Annotated in this window: 13 protein-coding genes, 1 tRNA gene and 3 rRNA genes; 4 read left to right on the top strand and 13 right to left on the bottom strand. The window is 48.8% G+C overall.

The annotated features are described in order from the left end of the window. Nucleotides 1-76: 76 nt before the first annotated feature. From fdhD to grpE, 12 genes are all read right to left on the bottom strand, one after another. Nucleotides 77-901: a formate dehydrogenase accessory sulfurtransferase FdhD gene (gene fdhD, locus AC1HDJ_RS04165; protein ID WP_479533585.1), complete on the bottom strand. Its 825-nt coding sequence runs from the start codon at nt 899-901 to the stop codon at nt 77-79. Nucleotides 902-1,327: 426 nt separating this feature from the next. Continuing rightward, nucleotides 1,328-1,443 (bottom strand): 5S ribosomal RNA (gene rrf, locus AC1HDJ_RS04160). 137 nt (nt 1,444-1,580) lie between these two features. Further along, nucleotides 1,581-4,487 (bottom strand): 23S ribosomal RNA (locus AC1HDJ_RS04155). Between the two features lie 127 nt (nt 4,488-4,614). After that, nucleotides 4,615-4,690: transfer RNA gene (locus AC1HDJ_RS04150), tRNA-Glu, on the bottom strand. A 51-nt stretch (nt 4,691-4,741) separates the two neighbouring features. Further along, nucleotides 4,742-6,284: ribosomal RNA gene (locus AC1HDJ_RS04145) — 16S ribosomal RNA — on the bottom strand. The 16S, 23S and 5S rRNA genes sit together here with 1 tRNA gene alongside, the layout of an rRNA operon. A gap of 640 nt (nt 6,285-6,924) precedes the next feature. Then, on the bottom strand, nt 6,925-8,178 hold the full coding sequence (gene glyA, locus AC1HDJ_RS04140; RefSeq protein ID WP_479533583.1) for a serine hydroxymethyltransferase: 1,254 nt from the start codon (nt 8,176-8,178) through the stop codon (nt 6,925-6,927). A gap of 233 nt (nt 8,179-8,411) precedes the next feature. After that, the gene (gene glnB, locus AC1HDJ_RS04135) at nt 8,412-8,750 is read right to left on the bottom strand and encodes a nitrogen regulatory protein P-II (RefSeq protein WP_438623911.1); all 339 of its coding nucleotides are present in this window, start codon (nt 8,748-8,750) and stop codon (nt 8,412-8,414) included. Nucleotides 8,751-8,759: 9 nt separating this feature from the next. Continuing rightward, nucleotides 8,760-10,397, bottom strand: coding sequence for an NAD+ synthase (locus tag AC1HDJ_RS04130; protein WP_479533580.1), 1,638 nt, complete (start codon nt 10,395-10,397; stop codon nt 8,760-8,762). Between the two features lie 157 nt (nt 10,398-10,554). Beyond that, entirely contained in the window at nt 10,555-11,898 is a 1,344-nt protein-coding gene (gene glrR, locus AC1HDJ_RS04125) for a two-component system response regulator GlrR (protein ID WP_438623909.1), read from the bottom strand. Beyond that, nucleotides 11,858-12,688 (bottom strand): hypothetical protein, encoded by an 831-nt coding sequence (locus AC1HDJ_RS04120; protein WP_479533578.1) that lies wholly within the window; start codon nt 12,686-12,688, stop codon nt 11,858-11,860. The genes glrR and AC1HDJ_RS04120 overlap by 41 nt, the downstream gene beginning before the upstream one ends. 16 nt (nt 12,689-12,704) lie before the next feature. Next, nucleotides 12,705-14,123: a sensor histidine kinase gene (locus tag AC1HDJ_RS04115; protein ID WP_479533576.1), complete on the bottom strand. Its 1,419-nt coding sequence runs from the start codon at nt 14,121-14,123 to the stop codon at nt 12,705-12,707. Between the two features lie 977 nt (nt 14,124-15,100). After that, nucleotides 15,101-15,685 (bottom strand): nucleotide exchange factor GrpE, encoded by a 585-nt coding sequence (gene grpE / locus AC1HDJ_RS04110; protein ID WP_479533574.1) that lies wholly within the window; start codon nt 15,683-15,685, stop codon nt 15,101-15,103. A gap of 121 nt (nt 15,686-15,806) precedes the next feature. Between grpE and nadK the strand changes: the two genes are divergently transcribed. The 4 genes from nadK (at nt 15,807) to AC1HDJ_RS04090 (ending at nt 19,281) form a co-directional block, all read left to right on the top strand. Continuing rightward, a complete protein-coding gene (gene nadK, locus AC1HDJ_RS04105) occupies nt 15,807-16,688 on the top strand; it encodes an NAD(+) kinase (RefSeq protein ID WP_479533572.1) in 882 nt (293 codons plus the stop codon). A 100-nt stretch (nt 16,689-16,788) separates the two neighbouring features. Then, nucleotides 16,789-18,450: a DNA repair protein RecN gene (recN, locus tag AC1HDJ_RS04100; protein ID WP_479533570.1), complete on the top strand. Its 1,662-nt coding sequence runs from the start codon at nt 16,789-16,791 to the stop codon at nt 18,448-18,450. A 91-nt stretch (nt 18,451-18,541) separates the two neighbouring features. Further along, nucleotides 18,542-18,898 carry an outer membrane protein assembly factor BamE gene (gene bamE / locus AC1HDJ_RS04095; protein WP_479533568.1) on the top strand — a complete coding sequence of 119 codons (357 nt, stop codon included), beginning with the start codon at nt 18,542-18,544 and terminating at the stop codon, nt 18,896-18,898. 212 nt (nt 18,899-19,110) lie between these two features. After that, nucleotides 19,111-19,281: a hypothetical protein gene (locus AC1HDJ_RS04090; protein ID WP_479533566.1), complete on the top strand. Its 171-nt coding sequence runs from the start codon at nt 19,111-19,113 to the stop codon at nt 19,279-19,281. Here AC1HDJ_RS04090 and AC1HDJ_RS04085 read toward each other — a convergent pair. Next, nucleotides 19,278-19,439 (bottom strand): Arm DNA-binding domain-containing protein, encoded by a 162-nt coding sequence (locus tag AC1HDJ_RS04085; RefSeq protein WP_479536990.1) that lies wholly within the window; start codon nt 19,437-19,439, stop codon nt 19,278-19,280. The genes AC1HDJ_RS04090 and AC1HDJ_RS04085 overlap by 4 nt on opposite strands. Between the last annotated feature and the right edge of the window lie 255 nt (nt 19,440-19,694).

Raw genomic sequence — 19,694 nt, 5'->3', positions numbered from 1 at the left:
ATAACTGCATAAACCCACAAAGCCTGCTTTGTGGGTTTATTTATTAAAGCAAAGAACACCAACGCCGGCACAACCCTCATCTGATCCGTTCAGCATATGTATAGCACTCCGCCCGCCCACGCCGACAAAACCCTAATAACGTTAAATTCCCTTTTTGTGCCTGTTCAACCGCCATCTCAGTCACCGCAGACATCGCCAGCAGAGTCTCTATGCCTGCTGAAACCGTCTTTTGTACCATCTCGTAACTCGCTCGGCTCGTCACTAAAATCGCGCCCTCGGTGCAGTTATGCCGACATAAATGACCAATCAACTTATCTAAAGCAATGTGCCGGCCAACATCTTCACGGATAGCCAGAATTTCACCCTCGCACGACAAATGTATCGCGGCATGTGTTGCCCCGGTTACAGCGCCTAAAAACTGACGATCGCTCAATTGATCCAACACTCGATCTAGTGATCCTAAATTAAAGTGCTGTGAGAAAGAGAGTGGTTTGACCGAACGTACCACATGATCCAACTGCTCAGCACCACAGAGCCCACAACCCGTTCTCCCCGCCAGCATACGTCTTGTTGTTTTAAGCCGGCTCAGGCAACGATTAGCGAGCTCAATATGCAACTCAATACCTTTACACGACTCTTCCTGACGATAATCGTGCACATCATAAGCATTCTCAATAATACCTTCAGTCAGCGAAAAACCTAGTGCAAAATCCTCAAGATCGCCCGGCGAGCACATCATCACTGCATGCGAAACACCGTTGTAAACCAATGCAACCGGCCTTTCGGTTGGTAACATTACATCTGTTTTATGGCTCGCTATGCACGCACCAGCGCTGGTTTTTAATATGAAACGGGAAATATCATGTGCACGGCAAAGAGCCTCTGCTGCCGATTCAGACATCGTAAAATCCTTCTCATCAATGCATCAGCTGTTGCAAGCATGGCTAGGCTAAACAGCGGATATCTTTTTTATCAAAAACAGAGCCTAAAAGAAAACGCTTTTATGGGATACACAAACTAATCCTGCCCCATCCGTCCCCATCCATGCGCCATCAAAAGAACGGCTCAACTGCCCATGTCCTAGTTACAGAGGGCTACATAGATAGTTTCATAGGTAATTGGTAATTGGTAATTGGTAATTGGTAATTGGTAATTGGTAATTGGTAATTGGACAGTTAGGGCGTTGAGCTACTGATAAGTTCATTATCGTGTGAGCCTCAGCAAATCGCTCACGTGTGCCTGTCCAAAATCCCCAATAAGTTTTAATAAATAAAATACAATAACGCAAAAAGCCCATCCTTTCGGATGGGCTTCTTACTTATTTGATGCCTGGCAGTTCCCTACTCTCGCATGGGGAGACCCCACACTACCATCGGCGCTACGGCGTTTCACTGCTGAGTTCGGCATGGGGTCAGGTGGGACCACCGCGCTATCGCCGCCAGGCAAATTCTTCTATTCTATCTGCATAACCGCCATTTCATGGCCATTACGCTAAATCTGAAAACGCACTGATAAATTCTGTTTTTGTTCTCAAAAACATCGTCTCGGACTTTCATCGTCCAACATAACTTTGGCGTTGTATGGTTAAGCCTCACGGGCAATTAGTACAGGTTAGCTCAACGTATCGCTACGCTTACACACCCTGCCTATCTACGTCGTAGTCTCCAACAACCCTTTAGAAGGCTCTAGGCCTCAGGGATGACTCATCTCGGGGCAAGTTTCGCGCTTAGATGCTTTCAGCGCTTATCTCTTCCGTATTTAGCTACCCGGCAATGCCACTGGCGTGACAACCGGAACACCAGAGATACGTCCACTCCGGTCCTCTCGTACTAGGAGCAGCCCCCCTCAATCATCCAACGCCCACGACAGATAGGGACCGAACTGTCTCACGACGTTCTAAACCCAGCTCGCGTACCACTTTAAATGGCGAACAGCCATACCCTTGGGACCAACTTCAGCCCCAGGATGTGATGAGCCGACATCGAGGTGCCAAACACCGCCGTCGATATGAACTCTTGGGCGGTATCAGCCTGTTATCCCCGGAGTACCTTTTATCCGTTGAGCGATGGCCCTTCCATGCAGAACCACCGGATCACTATGACCTACTTTCGTATCTGCTCGACCTGTCCGTCTCGCAGTTAAGCTGGCTTATGCCATTGCACTAACCTCCTGATGTCCGACCAGGATTAGCCAACCTTCGTGCTCCTCCGTTACTCTTTAGGAGGAGACCGCCCCAGTCAAACTACCCACCAGACACTGTCCGCATCCCAGATTATGGGACCACGTTAGAACATCAAACATTAAAGGGTGGTATTTCAAGGTCGGCTCCACGCAAACTGGCGTTCACGTTTCAATGCCTCCCACCTATCCTACACATCAAGGCTCAATATTCAGTGTCAAGCTATAGTAAAGGTTCACGGGGTCTTTCCGTCTTGCCGCGGGTACACTGCATCTTCACAGCGATTTCAATTTCACTGAGTCTCGGGTGGAGACAGCCTGGCCATCATTACGCCATTCGTGCAGGTCGGAACTTACCCGACAAGGAATTTCGCTACCTTAGGACCGTTATAGTTACGGCCGCCGTTTACCGGGGCTTCGATCAAGAGCTTCGCTTGCGCTAACCCCATCAATTAACCTTCCGGCACCGGGCAGGCGTCACACCGTATACGTCCACTTTCGTGTTTGCACAGTGCTGTGTTTTTAATAAACAGTTGCAGCCAGCTGGTATCTTCGACTAACTTCAGCTCCATCCGCAAGGGACTTCACCTACCGTCAGCGTGCCTTCTCCCGAAGTTACGGCACCATTTTGCCTAGTTCCTTCACCCGAGTTCTCTCAAGCGCCTGAGTATTCTCTACCTGACCACCTGTGTCGGTTTGGGGTACGATTTCTGGTGACCTGATGCTTAGAGGCTTTTCCTGGAAGCGTAGTATCAGCTACTTCAGCACCGTAGTGCTTCGTCATCACGCCTCAGTGTTATGCAGAAAACCGGATTTACCTAGTCTTCCCACCTTCACGCTTAAACCGGGACAACCGTCGCCCGGATAGCCTAACTTTCTCCGTCCCCCCTTCGCAGTCACCACAAGTACGGGAATATTAACCCGTTTCCCATCGACTACGCTTTTCAGCCTCGCCTTAGGGGTCGACTCACCCTGCTCCGATTAACGTTGAACAGGAACCCTTGGTCTTCCGGCGGGGGAGTTTTTCACTCCCCTTATCGTTACTTATGTCAGCATTCGCACTTCTGATACGTCCAGCATGCCTCACAGCACACCTTCTACCGCTTACAGAACGCTCCCCTACCCAATAACGCCTAAACGTCATTGCCGCAGCTTCGGTGCATGGTTTAGCCCCGTTAAATCTTCCGCGCAGGCCGACTCGACTAGTGAGCTATTACGCTTTCTTTAAATGATGGCTGCTTCTAAGCCAACATCCTAGCTGTCTGAGCCTTCCCACATCGTTTCCCACTTAACCATGACTTTGGGACCTTAGCTGGCGGTCTGGGTTGTTTCCCTCTTCACGACGGACGTTAGCACCCGCCGTGTGTCTCCCGGATAGTACTCTACGGTATTCGGAGTTTGCATGGGGTTGGTAAGTCGGGATGACCCCCTAGCCCAAACAGTGCTCTACCCCCGTAGGTATTCGTCCGAGGCGCTACCTAAATAGCTTTCGGGGAGAACCAGCTATCTCCCGGTTTGATTGGCCTTTCACCCCCAGCCACAAGTCATCCGCTAATTTTTCAACATTAGTCGGTTCGGTCCTCCAGTTAGTGTTACCCAACCTTCAACCTGCCCATGGCTAGATCACCGGGTTTCGGGTCTATACCCTGCAACTAAAGCGCCCTATTAAGACTCGGTTTCCCTACGGCTCCCCTATTCGGTTAACCTTGCTACAGAATATAAGTCGCTGACCCATTATACAAAAGGTACGCAGTCACACCACGAAGGTGCTCCTACTGCTTGTACGTACACGGTTTCAGGTTCTATTTCACTCCCCTCACAGGGGTTCTTTTCGCCTTTCCCTCACGGTACTGGTTCGCTATCGGTCAGTCAGGAGTATTTAGCCTTGGAGGATGGTCCCCCCATCTTCAAACAGGATACCACGTGTCCCGTCTTACTCATCGAGCTCACAACCAGTGCACTTTCATGTACGGGGCTATCACCCTGTATCGCCGGCCTTTCCAGGCCGTTCCATTAACACACTGGCTGATGTTGACTCTGGGCTGCTCCGCGTTCGCTCGCCGCTACTAACGGAATCTCGGTTGATTTCTTTTCCTCGGGGTACTTAGATGTTTCAGTTCTCCCGGTTCGCCTCGTTAAGCTATGTATTCACTTAACGATACCTAAGTTATCTTAGGTGGGTTTCCCCATTCGGACATGGTTGGTTAATAGCGCTTCATCCCAGCTCACCAACCCTTTTCGCAGGGTAGCACGTCCTTCATCGCCTCTGACTGCCAAGGCATCCACCGTGTACGCTTAGTCACTTAACCATACAACCCAAAATTATTTCAGATTGATGAAAGTACTAAACTGGTCATATGCCAGTTTCTCAAGACGCTTGTTCTTAAGAACTTCAGTTATTTATCAGCTTGTTTCCAGATTTTTAAAGAGCAATTGTGGCGTCCCCTAGGGGGTTCGAACCCCTGTTACCGCCGTGAAAGGGCGGTGTCCTAGGCCTCTAGACGAAGGGGACGCAACTTCAAACAATCTGTGTGAGCACTCAGCCAAAGGCTGGTATCGCAGGTAAGGAGGTGATCCAACCGCAGGTTCCCCTACGGTTACCTTGTTACGACTTCACCCCAGTCATGAATCACAAAGTGGTAAGCGCCCCCCCGAAGGTTAAGCTACCTACTTCTTTTGCAACCCACTCCCATGGTGTGACGGGCGGTGTGTACAAGGCCCGGGAACGTATTCACCGTAGCATTCTGATCTACGATTACTAGCGATTCCGACTTCATGGAGTCGAGTTGCAGACTCCAATCCGGACTACGACATACTTTATGGGATTCGCTCACTATCGCTAGCTTGCCGCCCTTTGTATATGCCATTGTAGCACGTGTGTAGCCCTACTCGTAAGGGCCATGATGACTTGACGTCATCCCCACCTTCCTCCGGTTTATCACCGGCAGTCTCCTTTGAGTTCCCGCCATTACGCGCTGGCAACAAAGGATAAGGGTTGCGCTCGTTGCGGGACTTAACCCAACATTTCACAACACGAGCTGACGACAGCCATGCAGCACCTGTCTCACAGTTCCCGAAGGCACCAATCCATCTCTGGAAAGTTCTGTGGATGTCAAGAGTAGGTAAGGTTCTTCGCGTTGCATCGAATTAAACCACATGCTCCACCGCTTGTGCGGGCCCCCGTCAATTCATTTGAGTTTTAACCTTGCGGCCGTACTCCCCAGGCGGTCGATTTAACGCGTTAGCTCCGGAAGCCACGCCTCAAGGGCACAACCTCCAAATCGACATCGTTTACAGCGTGGACTACCAGGGTATCTAATCCTGTTTGCTCCCCACGCTTTCGCACCTGAGCGTCAGTCTTTGTCCAGGGGGCCGCCTTCGCCACCGGTATTCCTCCAGATCTCTACGCATTTCACCGCTACACCTGGAATTCTACCCCCCTCTACAAGACTCTAGCTTGCCAGTTTCAAATGCAGTTCCCACGTTGAGCGCGGGGATTTCACATCTGACTTAACAAACCGCCTGCGTGCGCTTTACGCCCAGTAATTCCGATTAACGCTTGCACCCTCCGTATTACCGCGGCTGCTGGCACGGAGTTAGCCGGTGCTTCTTCTGCGAGTAACGTCATAGCAACAGCGTATTAAGCTGCTCCCTTTCCTCCTCGCTGAAAGTGCTTTACAACCCGAAGGCCTTCTTCACACACGCGGCATGGCTGCATCAGGGTTTCCCCCATTGTGCAATATTCCCCACTGCTGCCTCCCGTAGGAGTCTGGACCGTGTCTCAGTTCCAGTGTGACTGGTCATTCTCTCAAACCAGTTAGAGATCGTCGCCTTGGTGAGCCATTACCCCACCAACTAGCTAATCCCACCTGGGTTCATCCGATAGCATGAGGTCCGAAGAGCCCCCACTTTGGTCCGTAGACATTATGCGGTATTAGCTACAGTTTCCCGTAGTTATCCCCCTCTATCGGGCAGATCCCCAGGCATTACTCACCCGTCCGCCGCTCGTCACCCAAGAAGCAAGCTTCTTTGTGCTACCGCTCGACTTGCATGTGTTAGGCCTGCCGCCAGCGTTCAATCTGAGCCATGATCAAACTCTTCAATTTAAAGTTTGTCGCTCGAAATAACTAGCAAATAAATTGTCAGTCACTCGTTTAACTAAGTATCTTTTGGATAGTCAGCGTCTTCAACGAGTGCCCACACAGATTGTCTGATTAATTTTTTAAAGAGCAGTGTCAGCGCTTTCACGTTGACAGGGCGCGCATTATTCCGCATTTCCCTTTGGCTGTCAAGGTCTGTTTTTCACATTCCTTAAAAGCATTTTATTCTTTACTGCTTTGCTTTCAGTGATTTGCATCACAGTTGCCGTGTCAGTGGGGTCGCATTATAGGGAGTTGCCGACAAAGCGCAAGTGGTTTTTCGACAAAAAAACACTGAAATGATGATAAATAATCGAAGCCTGAGTTAAGCACGTGATACCAACAATTAACGCACAGGATTTACAAAGACTCCTGTGGATAACTCTGTTTTTACCCATAAAAAAGCCACCACTATATTGAGTCTATAGGGTGGCTTTTCGTTACGTGGCCTTTGCTAACATCAGAGATAAGCCATCTTACTCATCAAAGAGGCTCTTTGATTGAGCGGCTTCTTCTATATAGATGACTCTTTATATAGATAGAGGGCTTTTTTCGCTTTCTGTACTTTCTATAATAGCAATAGGCGATGGCTGTATATAACGATCAGTTATGCGTACACAGGGAAGCGAGCGCAGATATCAAGCACCTGACCTTTAACGCGCTCAATGGTCGCTTCGTTGTTGATGTCATCAAGCACATCACACATCCAGCCAGCCAGTTGTGCGGCTTCTTCTTCTTTAAAGCCGCGACGTGAGATAGCCGGTGAGCCGATGCGAATACCGGAAGTCACAAACGGGCTGCGCGGATCATTAGGCACGCTGTTTTTATTCACGGTAATGTTGGCACGGCCCAGTGCAGCATCAGCTTCTTTACCGGTGATGTCTTTGTCAATCAGATCCAGCAAGAAGAGATGGTTTTCAGTGCCGTTCGAAACGACGTTGTAACCACGTTGCTGGAACACGCTAACCATAGCTTGTGCATTGCGTACGATCTGGAATTGCAGTGTTTTAAATTCAGGCTCCATCGCTTCTTTAAAGGCGACTGCTTTTGCGGCAATCACATGCATCAGCGGGCCACCTTGACCACCAGGGAAGACAGCCGAGTTGAGCTTTTTGTACAGGTCTTCGTCTGCAGCAGCAGAGAGGATCAGGCCACCACGCGGGCCAGCTAAGGTTTTATGGGTGGTGGTGGTAACGACATGTGCGTGAGGTACTGGGTTTGGATAAGCGCCTGCGGCAATCAGGCCGGCAACATGGGCCATGTCGACAAACAGGTATGCGCCAATGCTGTCAGCGATTTCACGCAAACGCGCCCAGTCAACCAAACGTGAGTAGGCAGAGAATCCACCAATAATCATTTTTGGTTTATGCTCTTGCGCTTGACGGGCAACATCGTCGTAGTCAATGCGGCCATTTTCATCAATACCGTACGGGACGATATTGTACAGTTTACCGGAGAAGTTAACCGGTGAACCGTGAGTTAAGTGGCCGCCATGTGCCAAGCTCATACCAAGTACGGTATCGCCCGGATTAAGCAGTGCCATGTAAACGGCGGAGTTGGCTTGTGAGCCGGAGTGCGGTTGTACGTTGGCATAATCGGCACCAAACAGCGCTTTAGCACGATCAATGGCCAGTTGCTCAACGATGTCTACGTATTCACAACCACCGTAATAACGCTTACCCGGGTAGCCTTCAGCATATTTATTGGTCAGTTGCGAACCTTGTGCCTGCATAACGCGCGGGCTGGTGTAGTTCTCTGACGCAATCAGCTCAATGTGCTCTTCCTGACGCACAACTTCCTGCTGCATGGCGTGCCATAAGTCAGCATCGTAGTCGGCAATGTTCATGTCTCGTTTTAACATCTGCATCTCCTGATAACTTGAGCTAAGTCGAGGGATAGGCTGAAAATGACGGCATACCCGTTTATCTACGCTCAGTTTAATATTTTTAAAGTGTGATCGATAGCCCTGTTCGCAATTTTAAAGCAATCGTTTGCCAAGTTTTTGTTGTACGAGAGATTTTGGTGAGGTGATCAGAATAGGGAAAAGAAAACGGCGTATGATCACGCCGTTTATAAGGATACGCGCTGTTATCTTTAGATTGCCTCTTCGTCTTGCTCACCGGTGCGGATCCGGATAACGCGCGCAACATCGTAGACAAAGATTTTGCCGTCACCAATTTTACCGGTTTGGGCTGTTTTCATGATGGTATCTACACAGGTATCGACGATATCGTCAGCCACCACCATTTCAATTTTGACTTTTGGCAAGAAATCAACCATGTATTCGGCTCCCCGATACAGTTCGGTATGCCCTTTCTGACGTCCAAAGCCTTTGACTTCGGTGACGGTCATTCCGGTGATACCAACATCGGCCAATGCCTCACGGACATCATCGAGTTTAAATGGTTTGATGATTGCATCGATTTTTTTCATGGTGATTCCTTACCAGTTTTTGCGTCCAAACCCTGACGTTATCGGATAACGCCGATCTTTGCCAAAATTCCGTGTGGTAATGCGCGGGCCGACCGCTGATTGCCGACGTTTATATTCGTTGATGTCAACTAAACGCAAAACTTTCCGCACGATGGTTTCATCAAACCCCATTGCGATTAACTCTGCAACGGATTTATCGTGTTCTACATAGGCTTGCAAGAGGGCATCGAGCACGTCATACGGTGGCAGGCTATCTTGATCTACTTGATCGGGTGCCAGTTCAGCGGATGGTGGTCGATCAATCACGCGCTGTGGGATCACATACGAGAGGGTATTACGATAGGCTGACAAGGCAAATACCAGTGTTTTCGGTACGTCTTTGAGCACATCAAATCCACCCGCCATATCGCCATATAAGGTGGCATAACCAACGGCCATTTCACTTTTGTTTCCGGTCGTCAGTACCAAACGGCGGCGCTTATTGGAGATGGCCATCAGCATAACGCCGCGACAGCGGGCTTGCAGATTCTCTTCGGTGGTATCACGCGCTGTTCCGGCAAATAACGGGGCCAGCTGGCTCATAAAGGCATCAAACATGGGTTCGATAGAGATGATATCAAACTCAACACCAAGAATTTCCGCTTCTTCTTTGGCATCGGCTACGCTGATATCGGCGGTATACCGGAACGGCATCATCACAGCTTGTACGTTTTCAGCGCCCAATGCATCAGCGGCAATCGCCAAGGTCAGCGCAGAATCAATACCGCCGGACAACCCCAGTACCGCGCCATGAAAAGCATTTTTAGTGACGTAATCTCGTACAGCCAGTACCAGTGCCTGATAGGTTTGCGCCAGCAGGCTACTTGGCTGTGGTAGATTGAGCATCGGCTGGATGTAATTATCGGTGATGATAATTTGTGCGCTGTCCTCTGCAAACGCAGCCAGATGGTGGGTCACTTCCCCTTGCTGGTTAAAGACTTTTGAGCAGCCATCAAACACCAGTTCATCTTGCCCGCCCACCTGATTAAGATAAATCAGGGGTAATCCGGTACGACGGCAGTGGCCTTCGAGTAAACGCTGGCGAATCTGTGGTTTTTCTTGATCGTACGGTGAGGCGTTAATAGAGATAATTAGCTCTGCGCCAGCACTGTGCAGTGTATCAATCGGTTGATCAAACCAGAGATCTTCACAGATCAACAACCCGATGCGGTAACCGGCAAAATCAATAACAGCATGCTGATGACCGGCATGGAAGTAGCGTTGTTCATCAAACACGCCATAGTTTGGCAGTTGCTGTTTGTAATAGCGGGTCAGCAGTTGCCCGTTGGAGTAGACCGATAGCGCGTTATACAGGGCATCAGCATCACGCCACGGGTGGCCTATCAGTACGGTAGTTTGTGCACACGCCTGCTGGATGCGCTGAAGTTCAGCCTGCACACGCAGCATGAGATCGGGCCGTAGCAACAGGTCTTCCGGCGGATAACCGGTTAGCGCAAGCTCGGGAAATACCACCATATCCGCGCCGGTATTGGCATGTTCAGTGGCAGTTTGGATGATTTTGTCTGCGTTGCCTTCAATATCTCCCACCAGCATATTCAGTTGTGCGATGGCGATATTCAGTTGTTTGGTGACAGGCCCTAAATTCATGGCATATCCAGCTAATCAAAAACAAAGGTTAAGCATACTTCGGGATGCCCCCGCAGGGTATGCGTTTAGGTTGTCTTCCCTGTTAAAGATAGAGTGCACAATGCACTTAACAGGGCGACAGATCAGGTTATAAAGATGGCTTAATTGTCTTTAAATTTTAGTTATCTTTAAAGTCATTAGGGTCGAGCTCATGTCGGCCCAACAGTTTGTAAAATTCGGTACGGTTTCGCCCAGCCATACGCGCCGCTTGTGTCACGTTACCTTTAGCGATATGCAACAGCTTGCGCAGGTAATGCAGTTCAAAATGGCTACGCGCATCGGCAAAGGTTGGCAGAGCGGTATTTTCACCTTCAAGTGCCTGTTCCACCAAGGCTTCATTAATTACTGGAGCAGTAGTCAGCGCAACACACTGTTCGATAACGTTGACCAGTTGACGCACATTCCCCGGCCAGCCAGCGGCCATCAGCAGTTTCATGGCCTCTTTGGAAAATGCACGAACAAACGGTTTGTTGCGCTCGGCCGCATGGCGCAAAATATGGGCAGCCAGTTGCGGAATATCATCGGCCCGTTCATTGAGCGCCGGCAATTTGAGGTTAACCACATTCAGGCGATAGTAGAGATCTTCACGAAACTCGCCCTTCTCCATCTCTTTTTGCAAATCACGGTGTGTGGCCGAGAGGATACGCACGTTAATTTCAATATCGCGGTTGCTGCCGAGCGGCCTGATCCGGCGCTCTTGCAGTACCCGCAGTAATTTAACTTGCAATGAGAGCGGCATATCACCGATTTCATCTAAAAACAGCGTGCCGCCTTCTGCTGCCTGAAATAGCCCTTCACGCTGACTGACTGCCCCGGTAAATGCGCCTTTGGCATGGCCAAACAGTTCCGACTCCAACAGTTGCTCTGGCAGTGCGCCGCAGTTGATGGCAATAAAGGGTTGCTGTGCGCGCGGGCTGGCTTTGTGGATGGCTTGTGCCAGCACCTCTTTACCGGTACCGCTTGCGCCATTAATTAAAATACTGACATCCGATTGTGCCACCATTTTTGCCTGTTCAAGCAAGCGCAGCATGCCGGCATTACGGGTGATCACATTTTCACGCCAGCGCTCATCGCTGCTGGCCGGTGCATGCAGGGCTAACGCCTCATCAATGGCTTTATACAGCGCTTCTTTATCGACCGGTTTGGTCAGAAAACTGAATACGCCCTGACGGGTTGCGGCCACGGCATCAGGGATAGAGCCGTGTGCGGTGAGCAGGATTACCGGCATGCCGGGAATACGCTTTTGGATTTCGCCGAACAGCGCCATGCCGTCCATTTCGTCCATCCGTAAATCACTGATCACCAGTTCAATTTTATCGCGCTCAAGTACGCGCAGGGCTTCTTGCCCATTAATGGCGGTGCTGACCTGAAAGCCTTCACTGCTCAAACGCATACCAAGCAGGCGCAGTAAGCTGGGGTCATCATCCACCAGCAGCAGGTTGGCCGGCTTTCTCTGTGTCATCGGGTAAGGGTTCCTTTACATCGGCCGGTAGTTTTTCAACCGGTTTATCTTCGGCTGGCTTCTCTTCAACCGCGCTATTATCAGAAGTGTTGACGGAATCAGGTGTATTGACGGCATCTGAAGCATTGGTCTCAACAGACTCTGGCTGTTTGAGTGCTTCACTCATCTCTGGCAGTACCGATTTTACCGGTAACTGTTTACGGCTGGAGAGCTGACGCTCAATATCCATCAATCGAGAGAGTTTTTGCTCTGCATCCTTTAATTTTTGATTGAGTTCGCGCTGTTGATGTGTGGCCAGTTCAAGGTCATTTTCTAGCTGTTTTTGTTCGCGCTGAAAACGGATCCGCTCATCAGCTGAGCTTATCAACATAACTTGTTGTTCACGCCAAATACGCACCAGTGGCAACACAGAAAACGGTACTTGTTCACGCAACTGGCTGAGGGTATCGAGCGATTTACGCCGCTCAGTCAGCGTTGGCGAAGCTCGCAGTGCTAATAAAGTCTTTTTCAGTGTGGCATGCCAGGTTGCATGGGAAAAATGTTCAGCAAATTCGCGCCGATCTTTGAGCGGAACTTGATCGGCACACTCGGCAACTCGCAACCAGTAAGCCGCTTGCTGGATCGAAACACCGTTTTTGGTCAGCCAGATAGCCTGACAAGATTGGCGATAAAAATCATCAACCTCTGTCGATGAGGTGATCGGCTGCATAACGCGTGCGAGCGCCTCGGTCGGCTTTCCTGCACATGCGCTCAGTAATGGCAGCGGAATGACCAATACAACGCGTAACATCCATTTCTTTATTATGTCAGACATGCTCTGGGCTTAACGGTAATTCAATACGAAAACATACTGGCGCATAATCACTCTGCACCAAATCCAATTCACCCTGCATTCGGCGAATGCAATCACGGGCAATGCTTAATCCTAAACCACTTCCCTTTACCGCCCCTTTACGCTGGCGACTGCCTTGGTAAAACGGTTCAAAAATCATTTCCCGTTCGGCTTTCGGAATTGAGGTGCCAGTATTGGCAATATCAATTTGAATATGATGATCTTTTTGGCGGCTTTTAACCCAGATAGTACCGGATTCCCCGCCGTAATACACCGCATTGGAATAGAGGTTATCCAGTACCCGAGCCAGTAATATCGGTTCGGCGACACAGGTATCAGCTTGCCAATCAAGGTAGGTATGCATGTTTTTTGCTTTTGCCGGCAGGCTGTTGGCCTGCACCACCGTATCAAACAATTCGGGCAAAAAAACCTGACTTATCTGCACCGGCGTACTGGCAATCTGGCGGTTATAATCAAGTAATTGCTCAATCAAGCGCTGCAAATGGCGGCTGCTGGTATCTAAAATACCGACAATTTCACGCTGGGAAGTGCTCAATGGGCCGGCAATTTCATCAGCTAGCAGATCAGTGCCTTCACGCATACTGGCCAACGGGGTTTTTAACTCATGCGAGATATGCTGCAAAAACTCATGACGTTGAGATTCCAGCCACGCCAAGCGCTCACTCAGCCACACCACTTGCTGTGCAATTGATTTTAGCTCACGCGGGCCACGCAGTGTTGAGATATCAGAAAGTTTCTTTCCCTCACCCAAGCGATTGATCATACGCTGAATAGCTTTAACCGGCCCAATAATCATGCCGGTAAATAGCAATACCAACACTAAACTAACCACAAACACACTCAGTGCTTGCCAGCCAAAATAGCGCCCGCGCTCGGCGATGGTCTGCTGCAGTTTTTCCCCGCGCGAATAAATCACACTGCGGGTCGCCTCTAGCATCTGGCTGTTGTTATGCGCAAACTGCTCTAACAGAACCAGTGCTTCGGGCATTAACCCTTCGTTATTACACAGTGGCGTGGCAAGCTGACTCAAATTGGCCCGCAGCGGGGCATAATTGTCTTTTTCAGGCAGTGCGCGGGCATGCAGTGTCAGCTGGCGCAGGTATTGATCGCGCTGATTTTGGTAGAGCTTGGCAAATGTTTTATCCCCCAATACACAGTACTGGCGATAACTGCGCTCCATCTCTAGCGCAATGTTGCTCATCATCTCAGAGCGGCGCGCATCAGCCAGTGTAGAGCGGTTTAGCTGTTCGGCTTGGGCACTTAAGTTATCTAGCCCCCGGTACGCCTGATACGCCAACAGCAGCAGCGGCAGTAATACCAAAAGAAATGCCAGTAAAACCAGTTGTCGTAACGAACGTGGGGAAAATCGCATAAATTTTGGGTAGTCAGTATCAGAATGGCACTATTTTAAGATAGTTAAATGCTACCTGAGAGGCAGGGGATAAGAAAGAAACAAAGCCAGATTGTTGGAAAGAGTTGCGGCAGGAAGTCAGTTATTGCATCAAACTGATATAATAGCAGACCAAAATAAACACGGGATTACCGGGGTTGCCCCCGGGCATTCCCTGACCGATCTTCTCGGCCTCGGGATACCAGACCATCATATCTACGCCTACAGGGTGATGAAAACAGATGTTCATCGTAACTAGGCGACTGGTATCCGGCTTCGCATTACGTACCTGATGATAAATCTTTGTTTATCGCAGTGGTACGTTGGGTGGTGTCTCACTCAACGTTTCGTCCGGTGGTAGATGAAGTTTACACTCTCATCAAAAGGTGGACGTTAGACACCATTACTCTTGTAACTGCATCATCCTAAAGTTTATGAAGCTAGGCTATCATAAGAGGGCGGATGAGCGTTTACACAAAAGATAATGCACCTGCTGTGCCAACATTAAAAAATAAAAATTAAGCCATTGTTTTAAATGAACTTTATTTTTAATAATAATTTATTTCGCCACAGGAAGGGTGCTGAATCACGGTATAACCTGATTTTCTTCGCAGAACTGTCGCCATATCGCAACACTCTTGCGTAATAATTAAGTTATCATTAAAAATCAAATACTTAAATGTCATCTTTTGACGACACCATTATTGGCTTTTGTCTGCTTTTTACGACAAAAACAAAAAATCCTTTATTTATCAATATGAAAGGAAGTGTGCTTTTGTCGTTAATGGCCATTTTAGGCAAAACCTAACAGCCCAATAAAGCTTATGCAAGGGAAGAGAACGCCGTAAGAGAGGAAGAAAAAGCATTTTAAAAAAAAGAAAACTGGAAATAGGAATAGAGGAAAGAACAAACGCCCGATACGATTAATCAGGCGTTATCACTGACATAAAAACCGGTTTTTAGGCCTGTGTATCTACCGCATTACCACGCGATATCATCACCATCGCCGGGCGGATCAGGCGGCCATTCAAGGTATAACCTTTTTGCATCACCATCACCAGATGGTTTGCCGGATACTCAGCAGACTCAATCATACCCATTGCCTGATGCACATCAGGGTTAAACGCAGAGCCAATTTCACCCACAGCCTCAACGCCAAACTTGTTCATTGCGCTGTACAGTGATTTCAGCGTCAATTCAACACCTTCCATCATCGCTGTCAGCTCTGGATTTTGCTTGTCAGCCAGCTCAACTGCGCGCTCAAGGCTATCAATCACCGGCAGCAGCTCGTTGGCGAATTTTTCCAGCGCAAACTTATGCGCTTTTTCAACATCTTGCTCGGTACGGCGGCGGATGTTATCCACTTCGGCACGCGCACGCAGCATAGCATCACGCTCATTGATTTTTGCCGCTTCCAAGGCAGATTCTAGTTCGGCAATCCGCGTATCACGCGTATCAACCACCTGCTCTAGCTCTTGCTCAGGCAGATCAACTTGTGGGTTTTCAGTATTTTCAGTTTGGGTGTGATTATCTTGTTGGTTCATAATGTCTCCGCGATTTAGCATTCTGGTCGCTAGTTAGCTTATTATGGGGGCTAAAGCGGGTGATTCAAGGGTAAAATCCGTTCTATCCATCACATCACTGCAGCATGATAAAGGCAATGCCATGAATCAAGGATTTAATTGTATCGGTCTGGTCGGAAGGCCACGTCATCAGACGGGGCTTAGTACACATGAAGCCTTGTATCACTGGCTTACCGCACAAGGCTACGATGTCTTACTTGAGCACCAGATTGCACAAGAGCTGCAGATCCCGAATGTCACGGGTGCCAGTTTAGCTGATATCGGTCAACGGGCTGACTTAGCGGTGGTGATTGGCGGAGATGGCAACATGCTCGGTGCGGCACGTATACTGGCGCGCTATGATGTTGCGATGATTGGCGTTAACCGTGGTAATTTGGGTTTTTTAACCGACCTTGACCCCGACACGGTAAAAACACAATTGGGCGATGTGCTAGCCGGCCACTACATCACCGAAGATCGTTTCTTACTTGAAGCGCAAGTTTTTCATGACGACCGACCAAAGCGCGCCAGCAGCGCCATTAATGAAGCGGTGATCCACCCCGGCAAAGTGGCGCATATGATCGAATTTGAAGTTTACATCGATAACCGCTTTGCTTTCGCGCAGCGCTCTGATGGCCTGATTATCTCAACGCCTACCGGATCAACTGCCTACTCACTGTCAGCCGGTGGCCCTATTTTAACCCCTAATCTTGATGCCATTACACTGGTACCTATGTTTCCGCATACACTCTCGGCGCGGCCACTGGTCATCGACAGTAACAGCCATATTCGCCTGCGGTTTTCTGAAGGTACAAGTAGCCCGCTTGAAGTCAGTTGTGACAGCCAGATAGCCCTGCCTATCCAACACGGCGATGAAGTTGTCATCAGCAAGAGCCCACATAAACTGCGGTTGATTCATCCAGAAGATTATAATTATTTTAATATTTTGAGTAACAAGCTCGGCTGGTCGAAGAAATTATTTTAAATCAATACCGCCCTACACCGCCTCTGAATCTTTACTGTATGTAAAAGCAGTATATACTGTTCACATATACAGGCATGGATGTTTACACAGAGGCTGACCGATGCTGGCACAACTGACCATCACCAACTTTGCCATTGTTCGTGAATTGGCAATCGACTTTCACCGCGGCATGACAACGGTCACCGGTGAGACTGGCGCAGGCAAATCGATTGCGATTGATGCCCTCGGCTTATGCTTGGGTGATCGCGCAGAAGCTGCCATGGTACGCACCGATGCTAAACGCGCCGAAGTCTCTGCGACCTTCTTGCTGCAAGGCAACCCGAGCGCCCGCCGCTGGCTGGAAGACAATCAGCTTGATGAAAGTGATGAGTGCATTTTACGGCGCGTGATCAGTGCTGACGGGCGTTCAAAAGCCTTTATTAACGGCACACCGGTACCAGCCTCACAACTGCGTGAACTCGGTCAGCAACTGATTCATATCCACGGGCAGCATGCTCACCAACGGCTGCTTAAATCAGAGTATCAACTTGCTCTGCTCGATGCCTATGCCGGCCACCACAGCCTGTTAGACGATATGCGTAATGCCTACCAGTTATGGCGCGAGCAAAAAAATGCTCTCAAAGCATTCGAGAAAAACAAGCTCGAACGTGAAGCCCGCTTACAACTGCTGCAATATCACGTCAAAGAGCTTGATGATTTTAGTCTGGCGGAAGGTGAATTTACTCAGATTGATGATGAGTACAAGCGCTTATCTAACAGCGGGGATCTCATTCAACACAGCCAAGAGTCTTTGCTCGCTCTTGATGAGGCAGATGAAGGTAACGTATTAAGTTTGCTTCGCCGCGCCCAACAGCGGGTCAGCGAGTGCGCAGAGCTTGATACCCGTATTGCACCATTGACCCAGATGCTCGATGAAGCGACCATCCACATTCAGGAAGTGTGCACAGAGCTGCGCCAATACCTTGATTGTCTTGATTTAGAGCCAGAACGCCTGCTCTATCTTGAACAACGTATATCCAAAGCCATGCAGCTTGCCCGTAAGCACCATATCCACCCCGATGAACTGCCGGCGTTACACCTTGAATACCACAATGAACTCGCCCTATTATTAGAACAAGAGGTTGATGGCGATCATTTTGAACAGCGTGAACGCCAATACTGGGCACAAATGCTCGAATCGGCAGAAAAGCTAAGCCAAAGCCGACAACGGTATGCCGATGATCTGGCTCGTTTGATTACCCAAAGCATGGCTGAATTATCCATGGAAAATGGCCGTTTTTTCATTGAGATACACAGCAATGAGCAACGCCTAACCCCGCTTGGCTTTGATCAGATTGATTTTACCGTGACCACCAACCCCGGCCAACCGGCACAACCGCTTGGAAAAGTTGCCTCCGGGGGTGAGTTATCGCGTATCTCACTGGCAGTTCAAGTGATCACTGCGAAAAAAGTAGATACACCAAGCCTCATTTTTGATGAGGTGGATGTCGGTATCAGTGGGCCAACCGCTGCCGTTGTCGGAAAATTATTACGGCAATTGGGGGAATCAACCCAAGTTTTGTGTGTCACACACTTACCACAAGTTGCAGGTTGCGGACATAACCACTATTTTGTGAGTAAATACACCGATGGGCAGATGACAGAAACCCACATGGCACTGCTAAATCAAGACGACCGCTTAAACGAGCTTGCCCGTTTACTCGGTGGCAGCCAAATCACAGAGAACACGCTTGCCAACGCGCGTGATCTGTTAGCAGCGTGATCCAGACACACGGATTACACATCTGTTTTTACTTTGGCGCGAGTGTTGATTATTATCAGTAATAATTCGTTTACAGGAACACTGACTGACTATGCGCTGTAAAACACTCACTGCGGCATGTTTACTGGTGATGCTCACCGCCGGATGCTCTACGGTAGAAAAAGTGGTTTATCGAATTGATGTAGACCAGGGAAACTATCTAGAGCAAAAAAATGTCTCTCAGCTTCGGCAGGGAATGAACAAAGATCAAGTGCTGTACCTGCTTGGTACTCCGCTGCTAAATGATCCTTTCGGAAGTGATACTTGGTATTACGTTTTCCGCCAGCAAAAAGGGCATGAGAATCCAACTCAGCAAACGCTGGTGTTAACCTTTGATACCCAAGGCCAACTGAGCAGCATTAAAAATCAAGAGAAATTGCCAGAAGCGTTAGCTCAAAAAGCGGGTTAACTTCAGCTATCAACAGTAGATTTTCAATGCCTTTGTCATCACGCTACCCTGCGTATTCGCAAAGGCATTATTACGTTTCTGCCCTTTTTTTACACTGCATAACCAGTTTAGTTGTCTGTTTTTACCGATTATAAACTCTTACACGCCACCTGACCGACCCTGTCTTCGTATTCCCAGACACTCAAGATCGATTACGATCCCACGGATCTTTAATGTCTTTAAACCGCCTTGGTGAAACAGGCGTAGCAAGTAACCTAGAGAGCTATATTCAGCCGTTCAGCCCTAACGAGCGTGAGATTTTCGAGCACTTCGACTTTTTCAATACCATCGACAAACTCGAAGAGGCGGATATGCTGTCAAACCAGCCGTTTGGTGTGGATTAGAAAAAGATCCAAAAACAAATCAATGATGAGCACACGCAAAAAAGCTTTGCTGCCTCTAAGGGATCAATTCCTTGGGCCAGAAGCTCTCTAACTTCGAGAGCTAGTTTGCGAGCATTCGCCAGAGAGACTTCAGGATACTTGCCTAAACTGGGATTAATGCGTGTTTTTTTAATTGGGTGAGTTAGGTTTTGCTGCTTTTATCTGTGTATCACTGAGTCGTGTTGTTACTTTTTCCATGATTAGTCCATCAAAACTGGGTACACAAAGTCAGTGTACCTTGTGATGTATCCAGATCTCAAAGAAGCTGTAAAACCTAAATGGATGCTAATAAACGCTAAGTTATTGATTTTATGTTGTTGCGGGTACAAAAAATGCTGCAGATATGTTCCTGCTCAAGCTTTGAATTCATTACT

The sequence above is a fragment of the Plesiomonas sp. ISS29 genome (genome assembly GCF_056522795.1).
This window is presented reverse-complemented; position numbering and strand designations above follow the sequence as displayed.

Coding starts and splice junctions, on each gene's coding strand:
- fdhD (WP_479533585.1), bottom strand. CDS start 901: ATGTCTGAATCGGCAGCAGAGGCTCTTTGCCGTGCACATGATATTTCC.
- glyA (WP_479533583.1), bottom strand. CDS start 8,178: ATGTTAAAACGAGACATGAACATTGCCGACTACGATGCTGACTTATGG.
- glnB (WP_438623911.1), bottom strand. CDS start 8,750: ATGAAAAAAATCGATGCAATCATCAAACCATTTAAACTCGATGATGTC.
- AC1HDJ_RS04130 (WP_479533580.1), bottom strand. CDS start 10,397: ATGAATTTAGGGCCTGTCACCAAACAACTGAATATCGCCATCGCACAA.
- glrR (WP_438623909.1), bottom strand. CDS start 11,898: ATGACACAGAGAAAGCCGGCCAACCTGCTGCTGGTGGATGATGACCCC.
- AC1HDJ_RS04120 (WP_479533578.1), bottom strand. CDS start 12,688: ATGTTACGCGTTGTATTGGTCATTCCGCTGCCATTACTGAGCGCATGT.
- AC1HDJ_RS04115 (WP_479533576.1), bottom strand. CDS start 14,123: ATGCGATTTTCCCCACGTTCGTTACGACAACTGGTTTTACTGGCATTT.
- grpE (WP_479533574.1), bottom strand. CDS start 15,685: ATGAACCAACAAGATAATCACACCCAAACTGAAAATACTGAAAACCCA.
- nadK (WP_479533572.1), top strand. CDS start 15,807: ATGAATCAAGGATTTAATTGTATCGGTCTGGTCGGAAGGCCACGTCAT.
- recN (WP_479533570.1), top strand. CDS start 16,789: ATGCTGGCACAACTGACCATCACCAACTTTGCCATTGTTCGTGAATTG.
- bamE (WP_479533568.1), top strand. CDS start 18,542: ATGCGCTGTAAAACACTCACTGCGGCATGTTTACTGGTGATGCTCACC.
- AC1HDJ_RS04090 (WP_479533566.1), top strand. CDS start 19,111: ATGTCTTTAAACCGCCTTGGTGAAACAGGCGTAGCAAGTAACCTAGAG.